The 22,511-nt window shown below is 69.2% G+C and carries 21 protein-coding genes, 1 tRNA gene and 1 pseudogene; 16 read left to right on the top strand and 7 right to left on the bottom strand.

What is annotated here, in order from left to right; translation table 11 throughout:
* Positions 1-200: 200 nt before the first annotated feature.
* Entirely contained in the window at positions 201-665 is a 465-nt protein-coding gene (locus ACH4OA_RS07230) for a hypothetical protein (protein ID WP_397936313.1), read from the bottom strand.
* Positions 666-1,716: 1,051 nt separating this feature from the next.
* Here ACH4OA_RS07230 and ACH4OA_RS07225 point away from each other — a divergent pair.
* The 4 genes and pseudogenes from ACH4OA_RS07225 to ACH4OA_RS07210 all read left to right on the top strand — a co-directional run.
* A complete protein-coding gene (locus ACH4OA_RS07225; protein WP_397968027.1) occupies positions 1,717-1,917 on the top strand; it encodes a hypothetical protein in 201 nt (66 codons plus the stop codon).
* Positions 1,918-2,459: 542 nt separating this feature from the next.
* The gene (locus ACH4OA_RS07220; protein WP_397946005.1) at positions 2,460-3,044 is read left to right on the top strand and encodes a hypothetical protein; all 585 of its coding nucleotides are present in this window, start codon (positions 2,460-2,462) and stop codon (positions 3,042-3,044) included.
* Positions 3,045-3,413: 369 nt separating this feature from the next.
* The gene (locus ACH4OA_RS07215; protein ID WP_397936308.1) at positions 3,414-3,827 is read left to right on the top strand and encodes a hypothetical protein; all 414 of its coding nucleotides are present in this window, start codon (positions 3,414-3,416) and stop codon (positions 3,825-3,827) included.
* Between the two features lie 270 nt (positions 3,828-4,097).
* Positions 4,098-4,346 (top strand): annotated as a pseudogene (locus tag ACH4OA_RS07210) (site-specific integrase); the annotation flags it as partial.
* Between the two features lie 89 nt (positions 4,347-4,435).
* Here the strand turns inward: ACH4OA_RS07210 and ACH4OA_RS07205 are convergent.
* Positions 4,436-4,509: transfer RNA gene (locus tag ACH4OA_RS07205), tRNA-Gly, on the bottom strand.
* 237 nt (positions 4,510-4,746) lie between these two features.
* Between ACH4OA_RS07205 and ACH4OA_RS07200 the strand changes: the two genes are divergently transcribed.
* The 3 genes from ACH4OA_RS07200 to ACH4OA_RS07190 all read left to right on the top strand — a co-directional run bounded on the left by ACH4OA_RS07200 (position 4,747) and on the right by ACH4OA_RS07190 (position 6,233).
* Positions 4,747-4,905 (top strand): hypothetical protein, encoded by a 159-nt coding sequence (locus tag ACH4OA_RS07200; RefSeq protein ID WP_397936306.1) that lies wholly within the window; start codon positions 4,747-4,749, stop codon positions 4,903-4,905.
* A 235-nt stretch (positions 4,906-5,140) separates the two neighbouring features.
* Positions 5,141-5,716, top strand: a complete 576-nt coding sequence (gene dcd / locus ACH4OA_RS07195) for a dCTP deaminase (RefSeq protein ID WP_318202246.1) — start codon at positions 5,141-5,143, stop codon at positions 5,714-5,716.
* A gap of 13 nt (positions 5,717-5,729) precedes the next feature.
* Complete coding sequence (locus ACH4OA_RS07190) at positions 5,730-6,233, top strand: phosphoribosyltransferase (protein WP_397936304.1); 504 nt, start codon at positions 5,730-5,732, stop codon at positions 6,231-6,233.
* A gap of 71 nt (positions 6,234-6,304) precedes the next feature.
* Here the strand turns inward: ACH4OA_RS07190 and ACH4OA_RS07185 are convergent, their stop codons facing one another.
* Positions 6,305-7,417: a YIP1 family protein gene (locus ACH4OA_RS07185; protein WP_397968024.1), complete on the bottom strand. Its 1,113-nt coding sequence runs from the start codon at positions 7,415-7,417 to the stop codon at positions 6,305-6,307.
* A 171-nt stretch (positions 7,418-7,588) separates the two neighbouring features.
* Between ACH4OA_RS07185 and ACH4OA_RS07180 the strand changes: the two genes are divergently transcribed.
* Positions 7,589-7,948, top strand: coding sequence for an antibiotic biosynthesis monooxygenase (locus tag ACH4OA_RS07180; RefSeq protein WP_365875508.1), 360 nt, complete (start codon positions 7,589-7,591; stop codon positions 7,946-7,948).
* 183 nt (positions 7,949-8,131) lie between these two features.
* Here the strand turns inward: ACH4OA_RS07180 and ACH4OA_RS07175 are convergent, their stop codons facing one another.
* Complete coding sequence (locus ACH4OA_RS07175; RefSeq protein ID WP_397947930.1) at positions 8,132-10,414, bottom strand: (Fe-S)-binding protein; 2,283 nt, start codon at positions 10,412-10,414, stop codon at positions 8,132-8,134.
* Positions 10,415-10,615: 201 nt separating this feature from the next.
* Between ACH4OA_RS07175 and ACH4OA_RS07170 the strand changes: the two genes are divergently transcribed.
* The 5 genes from ACH4OA_RS07170 (at position 10,616) to ACH4OA_RS07150 (ending at position 15,914) form a co-directional block, all read left to right on the top strand.
* A complete protein-coding gene (locus ACH4OA_RS07170; RefSeq protein ID WP_397968021.1) occupies positions 10,616-11,644 on the top strand; it encodes an MraY family glycosyltransferase in 1,029 nt (342 codons plus the stop codon).
* Between the two features lie 94 nt (positions 11,645-11,738).
* Positions 11,739-13,577 (top strand): molecular chaperone DnaK, encoded by a 1,839-nt coding sequence (gene dnaK / locus ACH4OA_RS07165; protein ID WP_365875514.1) that lies wholly within the window; start codon positions 11,739-11,741, stop codon positions 13,575-13,577.
* Positions 13,574-14,239 (top strand): nucleotide exchange factor GrpE, encoded by a 666-nt coding sequence (grpE, locus tag ACH4OA_RS07160; protein WP_397936299.1) that lies wholly within the window; start codon positions 13,574-13,576, stop codon positions 14,237-14,239. The genes dnaK and grpE overlap by 4 nt, the downstream gene beginning before the upstream one ends.
* A gap of 33 nt (positions 14,240-14,272) precedes the next feature.
* Positions 14,273-15,442 carry a molecular chaperone DnaJ gene (gene dnaJ / locus ACH4OA_RS07155; RefSeq protein WP_365875518.1) on the top strand — a complete coding sequence of 390 codons (1,170 nt, stop codon included), beginning with the start codon at positions 14,273-14,275 and terminating at the stop codon, positions 15,440-15,442.
* 4 nt (positions 15,443-15,446) lie between these two features.
* A complete protein-coding gene (locus tag ACH4OA_RS07150) occupies positions 15,447-15,914 on the top strand; it encodes a heat shock protein transcriptional repressor HspR (protein WP_365875520.1) in 468 nt (155 codons plus the stop codon).
* Between the two features lie 71 nt (positions 15,915-15,985).
* Here the strand turns inward: ACH4OA_RS07150 and ACH4OA_RS07145 are convergent, their stop codons facing one another.
* Positions 15,986-17,470: a PA14 domain-containing protein gene (locus ACH4OA_RS07145; RefSeq protein ID WP_397968019.1), complete on the bottom strand. Its 1,485-nt coding sequence runs from the start codon at positions 17,468-17,470 to the stop codon at positions 15,986-15,988.
* A gap of 294 nt (positions 17,471-17,764) precedes the next feature.
* On the opposite strand from ACH4OA_RS07145, the gene ACH4OA_RS07140 reads away from it, so the two are divergent.
* Entirely contained in the window at positions 17,765-18,871 is a 1,107-nt protein-coding gene (locus tag ACH4OA_RS07140; protein ID WP_397968018.1) for a sugar ABC transporter substrate-binding protein, read from the top strand.
* A gap of 180 nt (positions 18,872-19,051) precedes the next feature.
* Positions 19,052-20,095 carry a LuxR C-terminal-related transcriptional regulator gene (locus tag ACH4OA_RS07135; protein WP_365875526.1) on the top strand — a complete coding sequence of 348 codons (1,044 nt, stop codon included), beginning with the start codon at positions 19,052-19,054 and terminating at the stop codon, positions 20,093-20,095.
* 36 nt (positions 20,096-20,131) lie between these two features.
* Here ACH4OA_RS07135 and ACH4OA_RS07130 read toward each other — a convergent pair whose 3' ends face one another.
* Positions 20,132-21,076 carry a helix-turn-helix transcriptional regulator gene (locus ACH4OA_RS07130; protein ID WP_365875551.1) on the bottom strand — a complete coding sequence of 315 codons (945 nt, stop codon included), beginning with the start codon at positions 21,074-21,076 and terminating at the stop codon, positions 20,132-20,134.
* Positions 21,077-21,506: 430 nt separating this feature from the next.
* On the opposite strand from ACH4OA_RS07130, the gene ACH4OA_RS07125 reads away from it, so the two are divergent.
* Complete coding sequence (locus ACH4OA_RS07125) at positions 21,507-21,842, top strand: hypothetical protein (protein WP_365875528.1); 336 nt, start codon at positions 21,507-21,509, stop codon at positions 21,840-21,842.
* A 220-nt stretch (positions 21,843-22,062) separates the two neighbouring features.
* Here the strand turns inward: ACH4OA_RS07125 and ACH4OA_RS07120 are convergent, their stop codons facing one another.
* Positions 22,063-22,476 carry a pyridoxamine 5'-phosphate oxidase family protein gene (locus ACH4OA_RS07120; protein WP_397936294.1) on the bottom strand — a complete coding sequence of 138 codons (414 nt, stop codon included), beginning with the start codon at positions 22,474-22,476 and terminating at the stop codon, positions 22,063-22,065.
* Positions 22,477-22,511: the final 35 nt, after the last annotated feature.

Genomic DNA, 22,511 nt, shown 5'->3' with positions numbered 1-22,511 from the left:
AATCGAACTCGCGCTCTCAGCTTGGGAAGCTGCGGGCCTTTGCGGTCGGTTCGGGCGCTGATCTGGGCGAATGTGTGGATTGCAGCTCCTCGTGTTGGGCCGCTTTCACCGTGATTCCCCGCTGTTCCCCGCTCGATCTGGTGCGCTTGTGGTGCGGTCTGTCGGCGTTCGGAATCAGCCCAGGGGCCTGTGCAAGTAGCTCAAAGGTGCTGCTTCGCTGAGCCGACGAGTCGGCTGATGTTGTCACGGGTCCGTGCTCTCAGCTCGTCCAACTCAGCCCTGGCGTCCGCCTTGGGCAGCTCTGTGATGTCCGCAAGCACGCCTTCCGCGGCCCGACTCAGACGGTCGTCATCCGTCAGCATCTGCACCCGGAAGAGGGCCTCCTGGGCGCTGGAGCGCAAGTCGTAGGCGCGGATGCGCACCGCGTCTGGGTCCTCCGGTGGTGGCTGCTCATGCTCACAGAACCACAGATGGACCAGGCAGCGGCGATAGTTGACCAACGCGCCGGCGTAGGCGGAGTAGGCATCGAGTCGCTCCTGCCGGAGCTTCTCGCGGCGGGTGAACTGATGGCTCCTGTCGGTGGTGCGCTGCTGAAACGCCAGAGTGATCCCCGACCCCAGCAGGGTTCCGAGAACAGCTATGGCGCTGGCGATGATGGAATCCACGCCTCAAGCTGATCACGTCTTGCCGCCATGGGTGGGCCGCTGGCCCAACTCGGCGCCAAGTCGGCGCTGCCCTCGGCATCACTGACGCCGAGGGCATGGCCTTCTGATCCGTAGCTATAAAGAGATGGGTCGGAGACGGTCATGCAGGTTGCTTGGCGGCCCATGACGGCCGGTGCGGGGTGCTGCCGGTTGCTCGGGTTGCTGTACCTGGCTGCTGTACCGCAACTCCCCGCCGTCATCCCGTTGTCAGTCCCCCCTGTTAGCTTGCCTGACGGGATGAGACCGGTCAGAGAACCTTCGAGGTCCGCGGTCAAGGGGGGTGGGCACAAAGGTCCCCGGGAGCCACCTCGGGACTATGTTGCAGGCCGCAGACCCCACCCCCCTCATCGCCTGGCGAACACGCTTTCCAAGGCCGTCGGAGTCCGGACGGTCCGTTGCTATCGCTCTGCTGTGCCTCGGTCGTCGGGGCTCGCAGGCTCGTCCTCACCCTGACGCTCGGCTTGTCCACGCATCGCCTGGACAGCCCGACGCCATGAGTCCAGGACAGCAGGTAGCTGATCCAGCGTGCCCTTGATGGCGAACAGCGCAACAGTGATCACGCTGGAGATCGTCAGGATGGCGAGGGTCAAGCTGTCGCCCAAGGTTCCGGCCTCTCTGAGAGCGGTCGGACCTCCCGGCGGGAGCAGTCCGACCATGTCTGCGATGGTCGAACTGGCTTCCCGCCGGCACAAGAATGCAGTTCGGGGCTACGGCCCCACGTGGTATTGCGGGTACTGCAAAAGGGGGCGGCTCCGAGGAGCCAACAGGGCCCGACAGGGAGTGGTGCCGGCCACTGCTCCTGCAGGCGTCTGCTCTTCCTGGCACCCCAGCGCGAAGCCGGGCCGCCCAGGGCGCGGACAGGTGACGCCGAGGCACACCTGAGATTGCTTCGAAACCTAGCGCAGACTGCTGATGCCTCGCCATTTTTGGCCGTTTCGTCGCGCAAGCATGTGGTCTATGGCATCCTGCGTCCTTTCACTGCGGTGCCGGTGGAGGGTGGCACCGTCTCGCGGTGAGAACCGAACTCGCGTTCGGGGCATCGACCGTGAACCTGGAACGCGCCGTGCATCTGCTCGGCCGGCATCAGCAGCCGGTTCGCCCGGGACAGATCAGGGCCGCCGATGGATCCTGGACGTTCATGCTGTTCATCGCCGTCGCCGATGAGGGCAGCAGGCTGATCGCGTGCACTGGCGTGCGGCGGCTCCAGGTCTGAACCTCGGCCGACGACAGTCAGCCACGATGGCGGGTGCGTCAACCGATCAGGCGCGCGTGTGTAGCGCTGCCCCCACCGCCCCCAGCCACGCTGCTCGATCGGCGTCTGTCAGAGCAAGCTGCGACGGCGGAACCGCGGAGATGAGGCATTGCGCGGCGACTTCTTCGTCCCGAAGCAACTCGGGTAGGAGCGCCGCCTTGGGCTGGTGCGGCTCTCACCTGCGCTCATGGTCCGGGCGGTCCGCAGGCGTTCGCGCTTGTCCGCTGCTGTGCGTCGGCGTTGTCACGCAGTTAGACACTCACTCCCAGCTCGTCGGGGCCCTGCTGACCTGATGCTTGGCAAGCGGGATTGGGGGAGCAACCACCTCTCCGCCCACCTTGTGACCACGGCGAAGCGGCGCGAGGCCCACTGTCGCGACGGCGTGTTGCCATAATCCGGGAGCCTTACCCGTATATCGTCAAACAGGCTGATGGCATGTTGCGCAAAGAAGTGAGTAGAAGGGCTCATCCTACTGACTATTGCGGCGAATAGGTGGAGCGGGAATGGAAAATGGGGAGCCCAGCAGTTCGAGCCGGAAGAATAAGCGCCGCCTGCCTGAGATCAACTCCGCTTCACGGCGCATCGCGACCGCAGCAGCGGGTGGGACGCTCGTCATCTGGTGGCCAGCGTTTACGTTGGGCGCGTATAACGCCATCTTCTTCGACAACGTGATGGCTCTTTGGGCGGTGGCTACGGCCGTACTGCTCTCGGGCCTGGTGTCGGACAGGAGATCGGCCGTGCCCTGGAGCAACAGGATCGCATTGCTGCTGCCCACACTCTGGATCGTTGTGGGCATGGTCGCGCCAACGGGAAGTAGTTTTCATTACATCCACTATTTCGAAGTAGTGATTACGGTGGTAAGTGCCCCATATCTGACCTGGCTGCTGACGAAAATCCTGCTGTCCGACTACGACGAACTTCCTGCGATGCGGCGATTCGAAGCCGTCGGCATCACCGTAGCCATCGGGGTTCTGGCCTTCCTGCTCGGTAAATTCAACTATCTTTTCCTTACGTGTGCAGACTTCAACGAGAGTGGCAATAACACGCCGTCCGGCTGCGCCCAAGGACCGCCTTTCCGTCTGCGCTGAGTTCCCGGGAGATGCTCCTGCTCCCCGCAACAGTTCCTGGCCCAACCGGAGACGTTGCCTGATGCGGCACTAATAGGCGGCGTCTCTGTCTGCTGACTCTGACGTCCAAAAACCTCGCGGCGTTGGATGGGCCACTGGTTTCCGCCTCGATCCGGGTTCGTCCGCCGCTGTTGGTGTCAGGCACTGATGTCAGACATGAGTGGGGCCACTGTCACTCGTCTGCACTGTCGGGGGCGACAGCGAACAGCCGTCCGCTGAGGCTGGGACCTGACGCAGGTGCGGCGCGCTGCCTGTTCAGGAGCCAACCGGGCGAATGGGATCGCGGCGCGGCAGGCACATGCTGCTGAAGAAGGGCGAAGGTACCTCCGCATGCCACACCACGCCGCGACGGTGCCGGAGTCTGCCTGGGTGGCCAGGTGGGCGGGAGCTCTGCTGTGCCTCGCGGTGGCCGCCATCCATGTCGTGGACCAAGGCGGCATCACGGCGACGAGGGATCCCAATTACATCGGGATCGCCTACCACGTCCTGGAGATCGCGGCTGTAGTCACCGCCGTTCTGCTCCTCATCGGCTTCGTCCGACCGGGATGGCTGCTGGCAGCCGGGGTCGCCGCCGGCCCCCTGCTGGGCTACATCCTCTCCAGGGGGCCGGGACTGCCCGACTTCCGCGATGACATCGGCAATTGGACGGAACCACTCGGGCTGGTCAGCCTGGCCGTCGAGGGAGCCCTGCTCCTGCTGTCGGTGCCGCTCTTCGTGCGGAGCCTGCGCCGCAGAACCTACTAAAGCTTGTACACGCTGGCGCACCGGACGGTTGCGTCAAACCTATGGATTGCTCTCGGTAGTGGCTTAAGCCATGCATATGCCTCAACCCACCACTCACCCCTGCTCCCATCCCGTCCGCCGTCGACCCACACGTCTGCGGAGCGGGCGTAGTTCATGGCGTCCAGGTGGAGCGCCCCGCTGGACGAACGACCTGGACGCCATGGGCCGCGTCTGCTCGGCTTGCCTGGGTCGATGGTGGTCGGGATGGGAGCCCCCAACGCTCGCCACGATGACGGCTTCCGTTTCTACGACCTTCGTCACACCGGACACACGCTGTCGACCCGTTCCGGCGCCACTCTCAAGGACACGATGGTCCGCGCCGGGCAGTCCTCCGAGAAGGCCGCGCTGGTCTACCAGCACTCCGACGAGGAGCGGCAGCGTGATGTTGTCGCCGGCCTGGACGACATGGTCCGCGCGGAGCGTGCGAAGCACCACATCGGCAAGAGCGCGCACCACAAGGAGAAGCCCACGGGCAGCTAGCCGCCGCTTATGGTGCGGATGTGGTGCGCGGCCCGCCCACTGGTCCAGACAACAAACAACCCCCAGGTCTCTGACCTGGGGGTTTCTCATGGAGCGGGTGACGAGAATCGAACTCGCGCTCTCAGCTTGGGAAGCTGATGTTCTACCATTAAACTACACCCGCGTATGTACGGACATGGTGCTCGGTGAGTCCCTTGTCCGGACGCTCGCTTACTGTACATCATCTCCGACTTCCCGTGTTCCGGGCGTGGGGGATCCGGCTGCGGGTGGCGTGTAGTTGGGGCGTAGCGTGGGGGCGGAGTGCCGCCTGGAGACTCGTCTCTTTGATCCCGTAATGTGGCTTTTGGCGTCCGGGCAGAACCCCGGACGCGGCTCTTGGGGAAGGGACTTGAGGGACTTGATGGAACGCACCGTCGTCCGCTGTGCGGACGGGCACGTCTTCAGCACCACTTCGTTCCCGATGCAGCAGGCCGGGCGGCTCGGACCCGGCCGGCTCGTGCGGTGCCCGCGGTGTGCCCGGCTCCGCAGCGCGGTGCCCGTCGTCCTGCAGAAGCAGTGACAGGGCGCGGGAGCGGTACGCCGTAGCGTGATCCCGTGATCCCGTGATCCCGTGATCCCGTGATCCCGTGATCGCGGGAGCGGCGCGGTGGCGCCCCGTTGAGGTGGCGCCGCCGGTCTCCCGGGTGCGGCGGGCGGGACGGAGGGTGGATACCCGCCGTAGCGGCATGGTCACGGCAGGCGCGTGGAGTGGTCTTGATTGCCATGGTTCCGCGCGCCTTGCGTATCCTCGCTACGTGCTTCTCTCAGACAAGGACATCCGGGCCGAGATCGACGCCGGGCGGGTGCGGATCGATCCGTATGACGAATCCATGGTGCAGCCGTCGAGCATCGATGTACGGCTGGACCGTTACTTCCGGGTGTTCGAGAATCACCGCTACCCGCACATCGACCCCTCCGTCGAGCAGGCGGATCTGACGCGGCTGGTCGAGCCGGAAGGCGACGAGCCGTTCATCCTGCATCCCGGGGAGTTCGTGCTCGCCTCCACCTACGAGGTCATCACGCTCCCCGACGACCTGGCCTCGCGGCTGGAGGGGAAGAGTTCGCTCGGGCGGCTCGGGCTGGTCACGCACTCCACGGCCGGGTTCATCGACCCCGGCTTCAGCGGGCACGTCACCCTGGAGCTGTCCAATCTCGCCACGCTCCCCATCAAGCTGTGGCCGGGCATGAAGATCGGCCAGCTGTGCATGTTCCGGCTGACCTCGCCCGCCGAGTCCCCGTACGGCAGTGAGCGCTACGGCTCCCGGTACCAGGGGCAGCGCGGGCCGACCGCCTCGCGGTCCTTCCTCAATTTCCATCGGACCCAGGTGTGAGGGCGACGACAGCATGAGCAGCGCAGACGTGCGGGAGAACCTGACCTACGAGCGGTTCGGGACCGCGATCCGGGAGCTGGCGCAGACCATCGCCGACGACGGGTACGAGCCCGATGTCGTGCTGAGCATCGCCCGGGGCGGTGTGTTCGTCGCCGGCGGCCTCGCCTACGCCCTGGACTGCAAGAACATCCACCTGGTGAACGTGGAGTTCTACACGGGCGTCGGTACGACGCTGGAGATGCCGGTCATGCTCGCCCCGGTGCCGAACGTGATCGACTTCTCCGACAAGAAGGTCCTGATCACCGACGACGTCGCCGACACCGGAAAGACCCTGAAGCTGGTCCGCGACTTCTGCCTGGACACCGTCGCCGAGGTGCGCTCCGCGGTGGTCTACGAGAAGTCCCACTCCCTCGTGAAGTGCGAGTACGTCTGGAAGCGCACCGACGACTGGATCAACTTCCCGTGGAGCGTCGAGCCGCCCGTCGTTCAGCGCGCCGGTCAGGTTCTCGACGCCTAGCCGTACCGGCGAGCCAAGCGCGTAGGGAAAAGGGCCCCCGGCTGCCGGGGGCCCTTCCGTGTTCCGGTGGGTCAGAACGTGCCCAGCTTCACTATCGACAGCAGCGCGATCAGCTGGATCGCCGACGCGCCCAGCGCCTTCGGCCAGGGCAGGTCGTGGGAGCGGGAGACCATCAGGGTCAGCAGGGCGCCCGCGCCCAGCCAGGTGGCCCAGCCGAGGATCTGGACGAAGCCGGCGTCGCCGCCGAAGAACATGGCGACGATCAGGCGGGGCGCGTCCGTCAGGGCCGTGATCAGCATGGACAGGCCCACCGTCGGCTGCCAGGCCCCGTCGCCGCCGAGCTGGCGGGCCAGGGTGTGGGTGACCACGCCCAGGACGAACAGGCCGAGCACCATCACGACCGCCGTCAGCAGCACGATCGGGACCGCGTTGGACAGCGTCGCGCTGATCGCGTCCTGGCGGGCGCCGTCGAAGCCGAAGACGGCGAGCAGGCCGTAGAGGAAGGTCACGATGAGGGCGGGCGCCCACATCGTGTAGTCCCGCATGCGCAGGAACGTGTCGTCGGGGGAGAGGACGATCCCCTTCAGCAGGTCCTTCCAGTGCAGCGGCGGGCCGAGTGGGGCGGCCGGCGCGGGGGCCGAGCCGGCGTGGTAGGTCGCGCCCTGGGTGTAGCCGGCGGCCTCGTCGAGGGAGAACGCCTGGGTGTGGCCCGGGTTGTCGGCCGCGTAGGGGTCGTGCGCGCCGGGATTGGGGGCCGCGTAGCCGCCGTCGCCGAAGTACTCCGGGCCGTCGTCGGCCGGCTGCGGATAGCCGTACGGCTGGCCCTGCCCCTGGCCCTGTCCCTGCCGCGGGTACGGCGGCTGCTGCGCCGACGGGTAGCCGTACGAGGGGCCCGCGGGACCCGACGGCCCCGGGCGCCCGCGTGAGGGCTGACCGTACGGCGGCTGACCGTGCGACGGCTGCCCGTAAGCCGGCTGACCGTACGACGGTCCCCCGGGCTGAGCGGGGCCGTGCCCGTGCCCGTACGACGGTCCCTGGGACGCCTGCTGTCCTTGGGGGGTGCGGTTGTCCCGGCCCCCTCGTCCGATCCTGAATCCAGCCACGTCATCGAACGTACCCGGTCCCGGCGGCCGGTGTACCCGCCCCCGTGTCCCGGGCCCGGCTTTGCGGCCGACCTGTGACATCCCCTAAGGGGCCGTCAGGCAGCGCACCCGGGGTGTCTCAGGGGCGCACCGGGGTTTGCCGGGACGCGCCGGCGGGCCGGCCGGCGCGTGGGTGGTGCGCACGGGTTGCGCGTGCGCGCGGAAACGGCCGGAGAGCGCCGTGCCCGGCGGGGCATGGTCCAGGATGGGGGCATGAGCGTAGTGAAGATCAACGTGCTGACCGTGCCCGCCGAGCAGCGGGAGACGCTGGAGAAGCGGTTCGCCTCGCGGGCCCACGCGGTGGAGAACTCCGACGGTTTCGAGTGGTTCGAGCTGCTGCGGCCGGTCGAGGGCACCGACCAGTACCTCGTCTACACCCGGTGGCGGGACGAGGAGTCCTTCCAGGCGTGGATGGAGGGGCCGATGAAGGCCGCCCACCAGGGCGGCGCGTCCGGTCCCCAGGGCGGCGAAGGCGGTCCTCAGGGCGGCGAGGAGCGGCCGAAGCCCGCCGCCTCCGGGTCCACCCTCTGGTCCTTCGACGTGGTCCAGCAGGCCGCCCCCAAGGGCGCCTGAGTCCCCACCCCTGGGCCCGCTCACGGGCCCAGGGGTGGGCTGGCACCAGCCCACACCGGCTCCCGCACCGGCCCCGTACTAGCGGAATCGCCCCCCCGCACCCGCCGGACACACCACGACGCCCCCTGCCTCTACGAAGCAGGGGGCGTCGTCGTACGGGGGCCGCTGTCGCCCCGCCGGCGGTTACTTCACCGGTTCCGGCTCCGGCGCGCTCTCCGACTCCGCCTCGCCCGCCGGGTCGACCGGCGTCCTGACGGAGTCGAGCAGGAGCTGGGCCACGTCGACCACCTGGATGGATTCCTTGGCCTTGCCCTCGTTCTTCTTGCCGTTCACCGAGTCGGTGAGCATGACGAGGCAGAACGGGCAGGCGGTGGAGACGATGTCGGGGTTGAGGGAGAGGGCCTCGTCGACGCGCTCGTTGTTGATGCGCTTGCCGATCCGTTCCTCCATCCACATCCGGGCACCGCCGGCGCCGCAGCAGAAGCCGCGCTCCTTGTGGCGGTGCATCTCCTCGTTCCGCAGGCCCGGGACCTTGCCGATGATCTCGCGCGGAGGCGTGTAGATCTTGTTGTGGCGGCCCAGGTAGCAGGGGTCGTGGTAGGTGATGATGCCCTCGACCGGGGTGACCGGGACCAGCTTGCCCTCGTCCACCAGGTGCTGGAGCAGCTGGGTGTGGTGGATGACCTCGTAGTCGCCGCCGAGCTGCGGGTACTCGTTGCCGAGGGTGTTCAGGCAGTGCGGGCAGGTCGCGACGATCTTCTTCGCGGACTTCGGCTTCCTGCTCGCCGGGTCCACCTCGCCGTCCTCGTCGAGGGACTCGCCGAAGGCCGTGTTCAGCGCGGCGACGTTCTCCATGCCCAGTTCCTGGAACAGGGGCTCGTTGCCCAGGCGGCGGGCGGAGTCACCGGTGCACTTCTCGTCGCCGCCCATGATCGCGAACTTGACGCCCGCGATGTGCAGCAGCTCGGCGAAGGCCTTGGTGGTCTTCTTGGCGCGGTCCTCCAGGGCGCCGGCGCAGCCGACCCAGTACAGGTACTCGACCTCGCTCAGGTCCTCGATGTCCTTGCCGACGACCGGGACGTCGAAGTCGACCTCCTTGGTCCACTCCAGGCGCTGCTTCTTGGCCAGGCCCCAGGGGTTGCCCTTCTTCTCCAGGTTCTTGAGCATCGTGCCCGCCTCGGACGGGAACGCGGACTCGATCATGACCTGGTAGCGGCGCATGTCGACGATGTGGTCGACGTGCTCGATGTCCACCGGGCACTGCTCGACGCAGGCGCCGCAGGTGGTGCAGGACCACAGCACGTCGGGGTCGATGACGCCGTTCTCCTCGGCGGTGCCGACCAGCGGGCGCCCGGCCTCGGCGAGCGCGGCGGCGGGCACTGCGGCCAGCTGCTCCGCGGAGGCCTTCTCCTCGCCCTCCATGGTCTTGCCGCCGCCGGCCAGCAGGTACGGCGCCTTGGCGTGCGCGTGGTCGCGCAGGGACATGATCAGCAGCTTCGGGGAGAGCGGCTTGCCGGTGTTCCAGGCGGGGCACTGCGACTGGCAGCGGCCGCACTCGGTGCAGGTGGAGAAGTCCAGCAGGCCCTTCCAGGAGAACTGCTCGACCTGGGAGACGCCGAAGACGTCGTCGTCGCCCGGGTCGGTGAAGTCGATCGCCTTGCCGCCGCTCGTCATCGGCAGCAGCGCGCCGAGGGAGGTCTCACCGGTGGCGTTGCGCTTGAACCAGATGTTCGGGAACGCCAGGAACCGGTGCCAGGCCACACCCATGTCGGTCTTCAGCGAGACCGTGATCATCCAGATGAAGCTGGTCGCGATCTTCAGGCCGGCGAAGAAGTACGTCAGGTTCTGGAGCGTGGAGAGGTCCATGCCCCGCAGCCAGGCGACGACCGGGTACGAGATGAAGAAGGAGGCCTCGTAGCCGTCCACGTGGTGCTGGGCGCCTTCGAGGGCGTGCAGCATGAAGATGCAGACGCCGACGATGAGGATGACGGCCTCGACGAAGTACGCCTGGCCGAAGTTGGAGCCGGCGAAGCGGGACTTGCGGCCCGGCTTGCGCGGGTGGCTCAGCTGGCGGATGCCGATCAGGACGAGGATGCCGAGCACCGTCATGGTGCCGATGAACTCGACGTAGACGTTGTACGGCGTCCACTCGCCGAGGACCGGCAGGAGCCACTCCGCCTTGAACAGCTGCCCGAACGCGTTGACGATCGTCAGCAGCAGCGTGAAGAAGCCCACCGCGACGAACCAGTGCGCCACGCCCACGATGCCCCAGCGGTTCATCCGGGTGTGGCCGAGGAACTCCTTGACCACGGTGACGGTGCGCTGTGCGGGATCATTGGTCCGCGCGCCGGCCGGCACCGGCTGGCCCAGCCGCATGTGGTGGTAGATCCGGAGGACGGCGCGGCCGAACAGTGCCACGCCGACCACGATCAGGACCAGCGACACGATGATCGCGGCGAGTTGCATTGGGGCTCCTGAGGCGGCCTCGCTCTGAGACGAGCTGTCCGAGCTGATCGACATTACTAAGCGGTAACTTATGCAGTCCGTCTGAGACTACCCTTATCTTCCGCCGGGATGCAGCAGAGCGCGGGGTGATCTGGGTCGCCGCCCGGCAATCAGATCGTGTTATTCGTACCGAATTGATACTTTCGCCCCTACCTTAGAGCCGTGCTCTACGGGATCGCCGCCGCCACCGCCGCCCTGCTCCTCACCGCCGTGCTCGCGGCGGCGCTCCGGGCGCCCGCCCTGCGGGCCGGCATCCTCGACCGGCGCCGGCAGCGCCCTATGCCGCTCCTCGGCGGGTTCGCGGTCGTGGCCGTCACCTGCCTGGTCGCCGGGGTCGGGCAGTGGAGCCGGGTCGCGCCGCTCGGGGAAGGGGTCGGGACCCTGCTGGTGGCCGCCGCCGCGGTCGCCGCGCTGGGGCTGGTCGCCGACGTGTGGCGGCTGCGCGCGCGGGTGCTCGTCGCCGGTACGGCCGTGGCGGCGGCCTGGGTGGTCCCGTACGACGACACGGGTCTGCCGGGCGGGCTGCTGGCCGTCGGCTGGATCGTCCTGTCCTCCCTCGCCTTCAAGGGGCTCGACCACGCCGACGGGCTGGCCGGGACGGTCGGCGTGGTCACCGCCTTCGGGGTGGGCGCCTGCGCCGCGGCGGAGGTGATGGACGGGCTGGCCGTGCTGCTGAGCGTGGTCGCCGCCGCCCTCACCGGCTTCCTGATGCACAACTGGCATCCCGCGCGGATCGGCCTCGGCGCGTGCGGCTCGCTCTTCACCGGGTTCGTGCTGTCCTCCGCCGTCGTCTTCACGCGCGCGGGGTACGCGCTCGGGCCGAGCGCGGCGGTGGTGTTCTGCCTCGGCGCGGTCGCCGTCGCCGACGCGCTGCTGGTGGTCCTCGCCCGGAGCACGGCCCGGCGCCCGCTGCTCAGGCGCGGCCCGGACCACCTCGGGCACCGGCTGCGCCGGCTCGGGCTCACCACCCAGGGGTCGGTCGTGCTGCTGGGGGCCGGGTCCTTTTCTTCCGTGCTCGTCGGGGTACTGGTGCACGCGGGGTGGACGGGGGACGAGGCCGCGCTCTGGGTGGCCGGCGCGATGGTCCTGGGCGTGTTCGTGCTCGTACTCCTTCGCACGCCCGTCCAACAGCAGGCCCGGCATACGACGTCCACGCAGGTCAGCGGCCACTTGCGCGTAAGGAACGGATAAGACTTGAGCCTGGCTGGCTCAGGTCTGTTGACCCAGCGGTTCTCCTCAGGCACACTTGAGCCTGTTCCACTCAAGTCAGCTGGAGGAATCAACCATGGCACGTGCGGTCGGCATCGACCTGGGCACGACTAACTCCGTCGTCAGCGTTCTGGAGGGCGGCGAGCCCACCGTCATCACCAACGCCGAGGGTGCCAGGACCACGCCGTCCGTCGTCGCCTTCGCCAAGAACGGCGAGGTGCTGGTCGGCGAGGTCGCCAAGCGCCAGGCGGTCACGAACGTGGACCGGACCATCCGCTCGGTGAAGCGCCACATGGGCACCGACTGGAAGATCGCGCTGGACGGGAAGGACTTCAACCCGCAGCAGATCTCCGCGTTCATCCTGCAGAAGCTGAAGCGGGACGCCGAGGCCTACCTGGGCGAGAAGGTCACGGACGCGGTCATCACCGTCCCGGCCTACTTCAACGACTCCGAGCGCCAGGCGACGAAGGAGGCCGGCGAGATCGCCGGTCTGAACGTCCTGCGCATCGTCAACGAGCCGACCGCGGCGGCGCTCGCGTACGGCCTCGACAAGGACGACCAGACGATCCTCGTCTTCGACCTCGGCGGCGGCACCTTCGACGTGTCCCTGCTGGAGATCGGCGACGGCGTCGTCGAGGTGAAGGCCACCAACGGCGACAACCACCTCGGTGGTGACGACTGGGACCAGCGCGTCGTGGACTACCTGGTCAAGCAGTTCCAGTCCGGTCACGGCGTGGACCTGTCCAAGGACAAGATGGCCCTCCAGCGCCTCCGCGAGGCCGCCGAGAAGGCCAAGATCGAGCTGTCGTCCTCCACGGAGACCTCGATCAACCTGCCGTACATCACGGCCTCCGCCGAGGGCCCGCTGCACCTGGACGAGAAGCTCACCCGCGCCCAGTTCCAGCAGCTGACGGCCGACCTGCTGGAGCGCTGCAAGACGCCGTTCCACAACGTCATCAAGGACGCCGGCATCTCCATCAACGAGATCGACCACGTCGTCCTCGTCGGTGGCTCCACCCGTATGCCCGCCGTCGCCGAACTGGTCAAGGAGCTGACCGGCGGCAAGGAGGCCAACAAGGGTGTGAACCCGGACGAGGTCGTCGCCATCGGCGCCTCGCTCCAGGCCGGTGTCCTCAAGGGCGAGGTCAAGGACGTCCTGCTGCTCGACGTCACCCCGCTGTCCCTCGGCATCGAGACCAAGGGCGGCATCATGACCAAGCTGATCGAGCGCAACACCACGATCCCGACCAAGCGCTCGGAGATCTTCACCACGGCCGAGGACAACCAGCCGTCGGTGCAGATCCAGGTCTACCAGGGCGAGCGCGAGATCGCGGCGTACAACAAGAAGCTGGGCATGTTCGAGCTGACCGGTCTGCCGCCGGCGCCGCGCGGCGTCCCGCAGATCGAGGTCTCCTTCGACATCGACGCCAACGGCATCATGCACGTCACGGCGAAGGACCTCGGCACCGGCAAGGAGCAGAAGATGACCGTCACCGGCGGCTCCTCGCTGCCGAAGGACGAGGTCGACCGCATGCGCGAGGAGGCCGAGCGGTACGCGGAGGAGGACCACAAGCGCCGCGAGGCCGCCGAGACCCGCAACCAGGGCGAGCAGCTCGTCTACCAGACCGAGAAGTTCCTCAAGGACAACGAGGACAAGGTCCCCGGCGAGGTCAAGACCGAGGTGGAGTCCGCCGTCGCCGAGCTGAAGGAGAAGCTCAAGGGCGAGGACACCGCCGAGATCCGCACCGCCACCGAGAAGGTCGCGGCCGTCTCGCAGAAGCTGGGCCAGGCCATGTACGCCGACGCCCAGGGCGCGCAGGCCGCCGGCGGTGCCGCCACCGGTGAGGCCAAGGCCGACGACGACGTCGTGGACGCCGAGATCGTGGACGACGAGCGCAAGGACGGTGCCGCGTGACGGAGGAGACCCCGGGCTTCGAGGAGAAGCCCGACGTCCCCTCCGGCGCCACCTCCGACGACGCCGAGCCGAAGGCCGCCACCCCCTCCGCGGAGGAGGCGGCGGCCCCGGCCGGGGACGCACCCGAAGAGAACGCCGGCCTGGTGGCCCAGCTGGACCAGGTGCGCACCGCGCTGGGCGAGCGCACCGCGGACCTCCAGCGGCTGCAGGCCGAGTACCAGAACTACCGCCGCCGCGTCGAGCGGGACCGCGCCGCGGTCAAGGAGATCGCCGTCGCGAACCTCCTGACCGAGCTGCTGCCCGTGCTCGACGACATCGGCCGGGCGCGCGAACACGGCGAACTGGTCGGCGGCTTCAAGTCGGTGGCCGAATCGCTGGAGACCGTCGCGGCCAAGCTGGGCCTGCAGCAGTTCGGCAAGGAGGGCGAGCCCTTCGACCCGACGATCCACGAGGCCCTGATGCACAGTTACGCGCCGGACGTCACCGAGACGACCTGCGTGGCGATCCTCCAGCCGGGGTATCGCATCGGCGAGCGCACCATCCGCCCCGCGCGGGTGGCCGTCGCCGAGCCGCAGCCCGGCGCGCAGACCGTCAAGGCGGAGGAGGCCGAGGAGAACGCGGCGGCCGACGACAAGGAGAACGGTGGCCCGGAGGAGGGCTGACGTCATCACCGGCAGGAAGGAGGGACGTCGGGGATGAGCACCAAGGACTTCATCGAGAAGGACTACTACAAGGTCCTCGGCGTCCCCAAGGACGCCACCGAGGCCGAGATCAAGAAGGCGTACCGGAAGCTGGCGCGCGAGTTCCACCCGGACGCCAACAAGGGCAACACCAAGGCGGAGGAGCGCTTCAAGGAGATCTCCGAGGCGAACGACATCCTCGGCGACCCCAAGAAGCGCAAGGAGTACGACGAGGCGCGCGCGCTGTTCGGCAACGGCGGCTTCCGCCCCGGACCGGGCGCGGCCGGCGGCGGCTCCTTCAACTTCGACCTGGGCGACCTCTTCGGGGGCGCCGCCCAGGGCGGAGGCTTCGGCGGCGGCATCGGTGACGTCTTCGGGGGCCTGTTCAACCGCGGCGGCGCCACGGGCACGCGGACCCAGCCCCGGCGCGGCCAGGACGTCGAGTCCGAGGTCACGCTGAGCTTCACGGAGGCCATCGAGGGCGCCACGGTGCCGCTGCGGATGTCCTCCCAGGCGCCCTGCAAGGCCTGTTCGGGCACCGGCGACAAGAACGGCACGCCGCGCGTGTGCCCGACCTGCGTCGGCACCGGGCAGGTCGCCCGGGGCTCCGGCGGCGGCTTCTCGCTGACCGATCCCTGCCCCGACTGCAAGGGCCGCGGTCTGATCGCCGAGCACCCGTGCCTGGAGTGCAAGGGCAGCGGGCGCGCCAAGTCGTCGCGGACCATGCAGGTCCGCATCCCGGCAGGGGTGACCGACGGCCAGCGCATCCGGCTGCGCGGCAAGGGCGCGCCCGGCGAGCGGGGCGGCCCGGCCGGCGATCTGTACGTGGTGGTGCACGTCGGGGAGCACCCGGTGTTCGGCCGCAAGGGCGACAACCTCACCGTCACCGTGCCGGTGACGTTCGCCGAGGCCGCGCTCGGCGGCGAGGTGCGGGTGCCGACCCTCGGCGGCCCGGCCGTCACTCTGAAGCTGCCCCCCGGCACCCCGAACGGCCGTACGATGCGGGCCCGGGGCAAGGGCGCGGTCCGCAAGGACGGCACCCGCGGCGATCTGCTGGTCACCGTCGAGGTGCGGGTGCCCGCGGACCTGTCGGGGAAGGCTCGTGACGCGCTGGAGGCGTATCGCGAGGCGACCGCGGGGGAGGACCCGCGGGCGGAGCTGTTCGAGGCCGCGAAGGGAGCTTGAGAGGATGGACGGCCGTCGTCCCCGTCAGCGCGGGGGTTTCTCGCCGTACGAACTGACCGATGAGACCCCGGTCTACGTCATCTCGGTGGCGGCCCAGCTCTCCGGCCTCCACCCGCAGACGCTGCGCCAGTACGACCGCCTGGGCCTGGTCTCCCCGGACCGCACCGCGGGCCGGGGCCGGCGCTACTCGGCCCGTGACATCGAACTGCTCCGCCAGGTGCAGCAGTTGTCGCAGGACGAGGGCATCAACCTGGCCGGCATCAAGCGGATCATCGAACTGGAGAACCAGGTCGCCGCGCTCCAGTCCCGGGTCGTGGAGCTGGAGGCGGCCCTGGACGGCGCGGCGGCGGCGATGCGGCAGCGCGAGGCCGCGGTGCACGCCTCCTACCGGCGCGACCTGGTGCCGTACCAGGAGGTCCAGCAGACCAGCGCGCTGGTGGTGTGGCGGCCGAAGCGGCAGCAGCAGGACTGACCGACGCGCGCGGCACGGTACGACGAGGGGCCCGGAGACCGGGCCCCTCTCGCTTTTCCGGCGCGTCCCGGTCAGGCCGCCGGGGTCACCGGGCCGCCGGCGGAGGCGGGTTCGGTGCCGCCCTCGGAGGCCGGTTCGGTGCCGTCCTCGGCCGGGGGCGTGCCCAGCTCGGTGGCGACCACCACGTCGGCCTCGCCGGTCTGCCGGTAGCGGGAGTTCCAGGAGTCGTCGACGGCCTCCACGAAGAAGCAGCGCTCCTCGCCGTCCGGCGTCGTCTCGTACCGGTAGGAGGTCTGGTCGGGCATCAGCCAGGCGGTCTCGGAGGCCGAGCAGACCCGGTCCCCGCCGTCGCTCAGGATGCGGCCGGTGTAGACGGAGTACCGGTACAGGTCGGGCGCCGGGTTCGGGTCCCAGGCCAGCTCGAAGCCGTAGTCGGTCGGGGTGGCCGTCAGTCCGGTGACGGGGGGCGGCGGGGTGTCGTCCCGGCGCGTGCCGTCGAGGGCGGCGGACCGGGCGGACTCGTTGCCCGCCGCGTCGACCGCGGTCACTTGGTAGTAGTACGTGGTGCGCACCGCCGCCGTGGCGTCCTGGTAGGAGGTGTCCGTGGCGGTGCCGAGGCGGGTGTAGGTGCCGTTCGCGCTCGTCGCCCGGTACACCCGGTAGGAGACCGCGCCGGGCTGGGCGCTCCAGCCGAGGCGCAGGCCGTTCTGCTCGGAGGCGTCGGTGATCTCCAGACCGGCGGGGGCACCGGGCGCGGTCCGGTCGGCGGTGGTGACGGGCAGGTCCGCGGTGCCCGTGGACTCGTTGCCGGCCTTGTCGTAGGCACGGACCTCGTAGTAGTACGTCTCGCCGGTCACCGGCAGGGTGCTGTCGGTGTAGCTGGTGGCGGTGGTCCTCACCAGCGGCGCGGCCTCGTACGGGGAGCCCTTCAGGCGCCGGTAGACGCGGTAGCCGGCGAGGTCCATCTCCTTGCTCTTCGACCACGAGACCTTGGCCCGGCCGGTCGCCGCGTCGTAGGTCACCGAGGCCCCGGCGGGCACCAGGGGCTTGACCTTGTCCACGTCGGCCGTGGTGCGGGGCGTGTAGGCGAAGGAGACGTTCGCGGCGCCGGTCCAGTTCACGAAGTCCACGCGGAGCGTGTGCTTGCCGGACGGGATGGTGACGTTGACGGTCTTCGTCTGGGTGGTCGACACGTTCTTCCACAGGTCGACCTTGCGGGTGCCGTCCAGGTACACCCGGATGCCGTCCTGGGCGGAGACCGGCAGCGCGAAGGGGCCGCCGGAACCGAAGTCGCGGGTCACGGTCCAGCGGACGCCGAAGTTGTCCTTCGGCAGGCCCGTGGCCGGGGCGCCGGTGCCCCACTTCTCGGCGACGGCGCTGTCGCAGTCGGTCTTCTTCGGCGTGCCGGAGAACGAGGTGTTCGCGTAGAACTGCCGCTGGTAGACGGGTGAGGCGCAGCTCACGGCGGCGGACGCGGACGGGCTGACGGCGCTCAGCAGGGCGCCGGAGGCGGCGAGCACGACGGCCGTGGCGGTCGCACGTCTGGCTGGGTTCATTCGTTCCTCTGATCGAATCGGAGCGCGGCTCGGGGCCGCCGGAGATCACGACTCGTGGCGAACCGGGTTGGTTGTACGGATCTTTGCCGTCCCGTGAACTCCCTTTGGATGGACGGGCCGTAAAGAGCCGTTGAAGGAGGTTTCGCGCAATCTCCACAAGTGCAGCCCAGCGTGGTGTTGCGCACTCGTTAAGTGATTCTCCTTGACGCCGGGTGTGGGCTCCGCGTTGTCTTTTCAGACACCTGGGTCGTATAGCAGCACCCACGTCCGGAACACACCTGAAGTGAGCTTCGCATGCGTCGTATCGCCATAGCCGTGGCCGCGTCCACGATGACCCTCTCGCTCGCCGGCTGTGGGGTGCTGAACGCGACGGGGGACGGCGCGAGCGCGAGCCCGACCAAGGGCAACGACATCACCGTGGGGCTGCTGCTGCCCGAGAAGGCGAACACCCGTTACAACAAGTTCGACTATCCGATCGTCGAGCGGAAGGTCGCCGAACTCACCAAGAAGCACGGCAAGGTCGAGTACGCCAACGCCGACGCGAGCGCCACCCGGCAGGTCCGGCAGTTGCAGGACATGATCGACGGCAAGGTCGACGTCATCCTGCTCGACGCGGTGGACGCGCACGCCATCGCCGGCGAGGTGCGGAAGGCCAAGGACGCGGGTATCCCGGTCATCGCCTACGACCGGCTCGCCGAGGGCCCGATCGACGCCTACGTCTCCTTCGACAACGAACTGGTCGGCGAGGTGCAGGGCCGCACCCTGCTGGAGGCCCTCGGCGCCGGCGCCGGCCCCTCCGCCAAGGTCGTCATGATGAACGGCTCGCCCACCGACCCCAACGCCAGGCAGTTCAAGCAGGGCGCGCTCTCCGAGCTGAACGGCAAGGTGACGATCGCCCAGAGCTTCGACACCACGGGCTGGAAGCCGGAGAACGCCGAGGCCAACATGGCCAAGGCGATCGCCGCGCTCGGCAAGGACGGCATCGCCGGCGTGTACGCGGCCAACGACGGCATGGCGGGCGGTGTCATCAAGGCGCTGAAGGCGGCCGGCGTCACCGAGCTGCCCCCGGTCACCGGCCAGGACGCCGAACTCCCCGCGGTGCAGCGGATCGTGGACGGCGAGCAGTACATGAGCGTCTACAAGTCCTACCCGGACGAGGCCGAGACCGCCGCGCAGATCGCCGTCACCAAGGTGCAGGGCAAGGACATCCAGTTCGACGCCCTGACCCAGGACCGGGTGGACAGCCCCACCGCCAAGGACATCCCGTCGAAGCTGGTCCAGGTGAGCGCGCTGACCAAGGGCACCATCAAGGACACGGTCGTCGCGGACGGCATCTACTCGGTGGACGACATCTGCACCGCCAAGTACAAGGCGGCCTGCGCCGCGATCGGCCTGAAGTAACCGCCGCGCCGCCCCGGCGTCACCGCAGCTTGTTGCAAGGTGAAGGACGGAGCATCGCCAAAACCCGGACACAGCAGGTCTTTTCCATCGCCGCCACCGGATGAGCCGTGTTGCGGACCCGGTCGCCGCCGCGCATAGTTGCGCTGCGGAAGTGGCAGCACACCGGGGGTGGAATGGGCGATGACCGGGCGCGGGGCGGAGGAGCACCCTCACGGTGCCGACCGGCTGTGTGAGGCCGGCGATCGGGTGTACTCCCGTGCCGTGCGCCGGGGACGGGTGCCGCGCGCGGACGCCGGACCCGTGCCCTGCCTGCTGGAGCTGGCCCTGCTGCACCCCGACCCCGACGACATGGACTGGCTGGTGCCGACCTCCCCGCAGGAGGTCATGACCCGGCTGCTGCGCGGCGTCTACGACGAGGTCAGCGCGAGCCAGCGCCGGGTGGGCTCGGCGGTGGCCGCCTTCGAGTGGTACGCGGGCCTGGGCCGGCAGCCGGACACCCCGGCGGCACCGGCCGAGGGCAGCGCGATCCGCGTCCTGGACGGACTCGCCCGCATCCAGGCCGCGATGGACGAGGCGACCGAGGCGTGCACCACCGAGGTGCTCACCGTGCAGCCCGGCGGCATCCGGCGGGAGGCCGAACTCACCGAGGGCCTGCACCGGGCGCTGGCGCTGCGCGGCCGGGGCGTGCGCATGCGCGACCTCTACACGCACGTGGCGCGGCACGGGCAGGGCCTGCTCACCTACCTGGAGCTGATGGGCGACACGGTGGAGGCCCGGACCCTGGACGAGGTCATCGACCGGCTGATCCTGTTCGACCGCACGGTGGCCTTCATCCCCGCCAACACCGACCGCACCATGGCGCTGGAGCTGCGCCACCCGGCGCTGGTCGAGTATCTGGTGACGGTCTTCGAGCGCCTGTGGAGGCTGGCCATCCCGCTGACGGCACCGCTGCCCGACACCGGCATCGAGGGCATCTCGCACCGCGAGCAGTCCATCGCCGCGCTGCTGGCGGAAGGCCACCAGGACGCGGTGATCGCCGAACGCCTGGGCATCAGCGTCCGCACCTGCCGCGCCCACATCGCCCGGCTGTCGGAGACGCTGGGCGCGGCCAGCCGTACCCAGCTCGGCGTCAGGATCGCCCAGGTGGGCCTGGACGGCCACCGCCCGGCCCGGCCGGCCACCGCGCTCACCGCACCGGACCAGGACCCGCCTGCCGGGCGCTGAGCGGCCCCCGGCGGCCGTCGCCCGGCCGTCCCCGGCTCAGTGGTCCCGCTCCAGGATGCCGGACTGCGCGATGAGGAAGCCGAGCTGGGCGCGGCTGCCGCTGCCGAGGGAGGTGGCCAGCTTGGCGATGTGGGCCCGGCAGGTGCGGACGTTCATCCCGAGGCGGCGCGCGATGGCCTCGTCCACATGGCCCTCGACCAGCAGCTTGGCGATGGAGTGCTGGACCTCGGTGATGCCGTCGGGGGCGGTCTCGTACGGGGCGCCGGCGCTGAGCGGGACGGCGCGGGCCCACATGAACTCGAAGACCTTGATCAGATAGCGGACGAGCCCCGGGTGGCGGAGTTCGAGCGCGACCTCGCCGTCGTCCCGGGTCGGGATGAAGGCCACGGTCTCGTCGCAGATGATCAGCCGCTCGACCAGTTCGTCGATGGTGCGGTACTCCACCTTGCCGTCGGCGAACTGGGCCACGTAGGCGAGCGTCTCGGGGCTGTAGCGGGCCGGGTGCTGGTAGAGGGTGCGGATGCGGCAGCCCCGCTCGATCAGCGGCCGGTCGCGCTCCAGCGCCTTGGCGAGGGTGTGTTCCAGGCGCCTGCGGCTCGGCTGCACGGTGAGCATCTCGGTCTGGCACTGGGCGGTGGCCAGATCGAGCGCCGCGTTGATCCGGTCCAGGCCCTCCAGCACGGTGATGGAGTGCGTGGTCGCGGTCGGCTGGGCACTGATGTGCATGAACGGCTCGAATGCGTCGGCGAGTTCGACGGACTCCCGGCGGCGCTGCGTGATCTCCCGCTCGATCGGGTTCAGCCGCTGCGCCAGCGCGATCGACGGGGGCACCGGGCGCAGCCAGTTCGGGTCGTCGGGGTCGGGATGAAGGAGGGCGAACTCCATCAGACACGGCGCCGGTTCCACGTCCGCACGAGCTATACGTCCCGTCCGGAGAGCGTTCCCGTAGAGTCGGCTCCCTTCCTCGCACAGGTCGGTCAGCCCGTGGGGATGTGTCCGTTTAATCTCGTTTATCGCCAAATCTCCACCCCCCAGGGTCCTGAACGTGCAGGAACATGATGCATCGATTGTGTGGCCATGACGTGCCGGAATGGGCCATCGTCGTATCCGGACGGGGGAGAGGTGACCTTCACATGAGGACGAAGCCGACTATGCATAAGACAATGCTTCGCTCGGCGCTTGTCGCCGCCTTCTCCGCCGCCTTGGCCTTCGGCGCACTGACCGGTCATGCGGAGGCGAAGGATGCTGTCGCGCAGGACAGCAGCTGGCGCGTACAGGCCGCTGCCGGCGCCGGTGCCGGCGACAGCAGCTGGGTGATCGCGGCAGCCGGGGCCCCGGGCGACAGCTCCTGGGTCGCGCCCGCGGACAGTTCCTGGGTCGCCCCCGCCGACAGCAGTTGGGCCGTGCGGTCATGACCACTCCACCCGACGACCGGTCCTTCCGGCGCGAGATGGCCACCGCCTACCGCTCCGGCTGGCACTTCATCGACCTGGTCACCGCCATCCCCCACAGTGGTGACTCGTTGATGGTGACGGTGTTCGGCGAGCCGGTCGTCGTCACGCGGGACGACGACGGAGACGTACGGGCGTTCCGGTGTCTGCGCAGGCCGCGCGGCGCGCCCCAGCCGGTGCGCTGTGCCATCCGGTACGGAATGATCTTTGTGAACCTGGACCAGCGGGACCACCGGCTGACCGAGCCGGTGGAGTCCGACCTGAGGACCATCTCGGCCACCCCCCGCAGTGCCTGACGCGATTCCCCCGTCGTAAAAGATCGCTCAGGCGCTTCCCCCCGCAGCGGCGTCACCGTGACCTGAACACGGTGACGCCGCTGCAGTTTGCGGGGAGATTTCGAGGTATGCCGCCATTTCCAGGGTGGCTGAAAATCGACTGTGCAGGCCGGGAGTCCCCGCTTCTCCGGCTGGGGCTGTCGCGCCTTTGGCCGGCGACCGGCACGTGCGCGGCCGGGTGTCAGCCGTGGCCCAGGGTCCGCTCGACCTCGATCTCGATCACCACGCGGGCCGGATTCGGGCGCGGCACGCGCGCGTAGCGCTCGGCGTAGCGCCGCTCCGCCTCCGCCACCCGGTCCGGCTCGGTGCGCACCCGCGCCCGCCCCTCCAGCGTCGCCCAGCGCCGGCCGTCCACCTGGCACACCGCGACCCGGGCGCCCGCCTCCCCGGCCGCCCGCACATGCCGGGCCTTCGCGCTGGTGCCGCTGGTGATCACCCGGGCCAGCCGGGCCTCCGCGTCGTAGGTCACGCCCACCGGCACCACGTGCGGGCTGCCGTCGGGACGCAGGGTCGTGAGCGTGCACAGGTGCCGTTCGCGCCAGAAAGCGAGGTACGGCTCGTCCGGAGCGGCCGGATCCATGGAATGCCTGGTCATGCGCGCAACCTAGCCCGGAACCCCTCCCCGGCGAA

It is taken from the genome of Streptomyces sp. NPDC017095 (genome assembly GCF_044332325.1).
Lineage (GTDB): Bacteria > Actinomycetota > Actinomycetes > Streptomycetales > Streptomycetaceae > Streptomyces.
The sequence above is the reverse complement of the archived record's forward strand: the minus strand, read 5'-3'. Positions and strand labels throughout refer to the sequence as shown.

What these genes read in the sequence shown, in the direction of transcription:
- ACH4OA_RS07220 (WP_397946005.1), top strand. Translation starts at nt 2,460, where the DNA reads ATGGAAAATGGGGAGCCCAGCAGTTCGAGCCGGAAGAATAAGCGCCGC.
- ACH4OA_RS07215 (WP_397936308.1), top strand. Translation starts at nt 3,414, where the DNA reads ATGCCACACCACGCCGCGACGGTGCCGGAGTCTGCCTGGGTGGCCAGG.
- ACH4OA_RS07200 (WP_397936306.1), top strand. Translation starts at nt 4,747, where the DNA reads ATGGAACGCACCGTCGTCCGCTGTGCGGACGGGCACGTCTTCAGCACC.
- ACH4OA_RS07190 (WP_397936304.1), top strand. Translation starts at nt 5,730, where the DNA reads ATGAGCAGCGCAGACGTGCGGGAGAACCTGACCTACGAGCGGTTCGGG.
- ACH4OA_RS07185 (WP_397968024.1), bottom strand. Translation starts at nt 7,417, where the DNA reads ATGTCACAGGTCGGCCGCAAAGCCGGGCCCGGGACACGGGGGCGGGTA.
- ACH4OA_RS07180 (WP_365875508.1), top strand. Translation starts at nt 7,589, where the DNA reads ATGAGCGTAGTGAAGATCAACGTGCTGACCGTGCCCGCCGAGCAGCGG.
- ACH4OA_RS07175 (WP_397947930.1), bottom strand. Translation starts at nt 10,414, where the DNA reads ATGCAACTCGCCGCGATCATCGTGTCGCTGGTCCTGATCGTGGTCGGC.
- dnaK (WP_365875514.1), top strand. Translation starts at nt 11,739, where the DNA reads ATGGCACGTGCGGTCGGCATCGACCTGGGCACGACTAACTCCGTCGTC.
- dnaJ (WP_365875518.1), top strand. Translation starts at nt 14,273, where the DNA reads ATGAGCACCAAGGACTTCATCGAGAAGGACTACTACAAGGTCCTCGGC.
- ACH4OA_RS07150 (WP_365875520.1), top strand. Translation starts at nt 15,447, where the DNA reads ATGGACGGCCGTCGTCCCCGTCAGCGCGGGGGTTTCTCGCCGTACGAA.
- ACH4OA_RS07145 (WP_397968019.1), bottom strand. Translation starts at nt 17,470, where the DNA reads ATGAACCCAGCCAGACGTGCGACCGCCACGGCCGTCGTGCTCGCCGCC.
- ACH4OA_RS07140 (WP_397968018.1), top strand. Translation starts at nt 17,765, where the DNA reads ATGCGTCGTATCGCCATAGCCGTGGCCGCGTCCACGATGACCCTCTCG.
- ACH4OA_RS07135 (WP_365875526.1), top strand. Translation starts at nt 19,052, where the DNA reads ATGACCGGGCGCGGGGCGGAGGAGCACCCTCACGGTGCCGACCGGCTG.
- ACH4OA_RS07125 (WP_365875528.1), top strand. Translation starts at nt 21,507, where the DNA reads ATGACCACTCCACCCGACGACCGGTCCTTCCGGCGCGAGATGGCCACC.
- ACH4OA_RS07120 (WP_397936294.1), bottom strand. Translation starts at nt 22,476, where the DNA reads ATGACCAGGCATTCCATGGATCCGGCCGCTCCGGACGAGCCGTACCTC.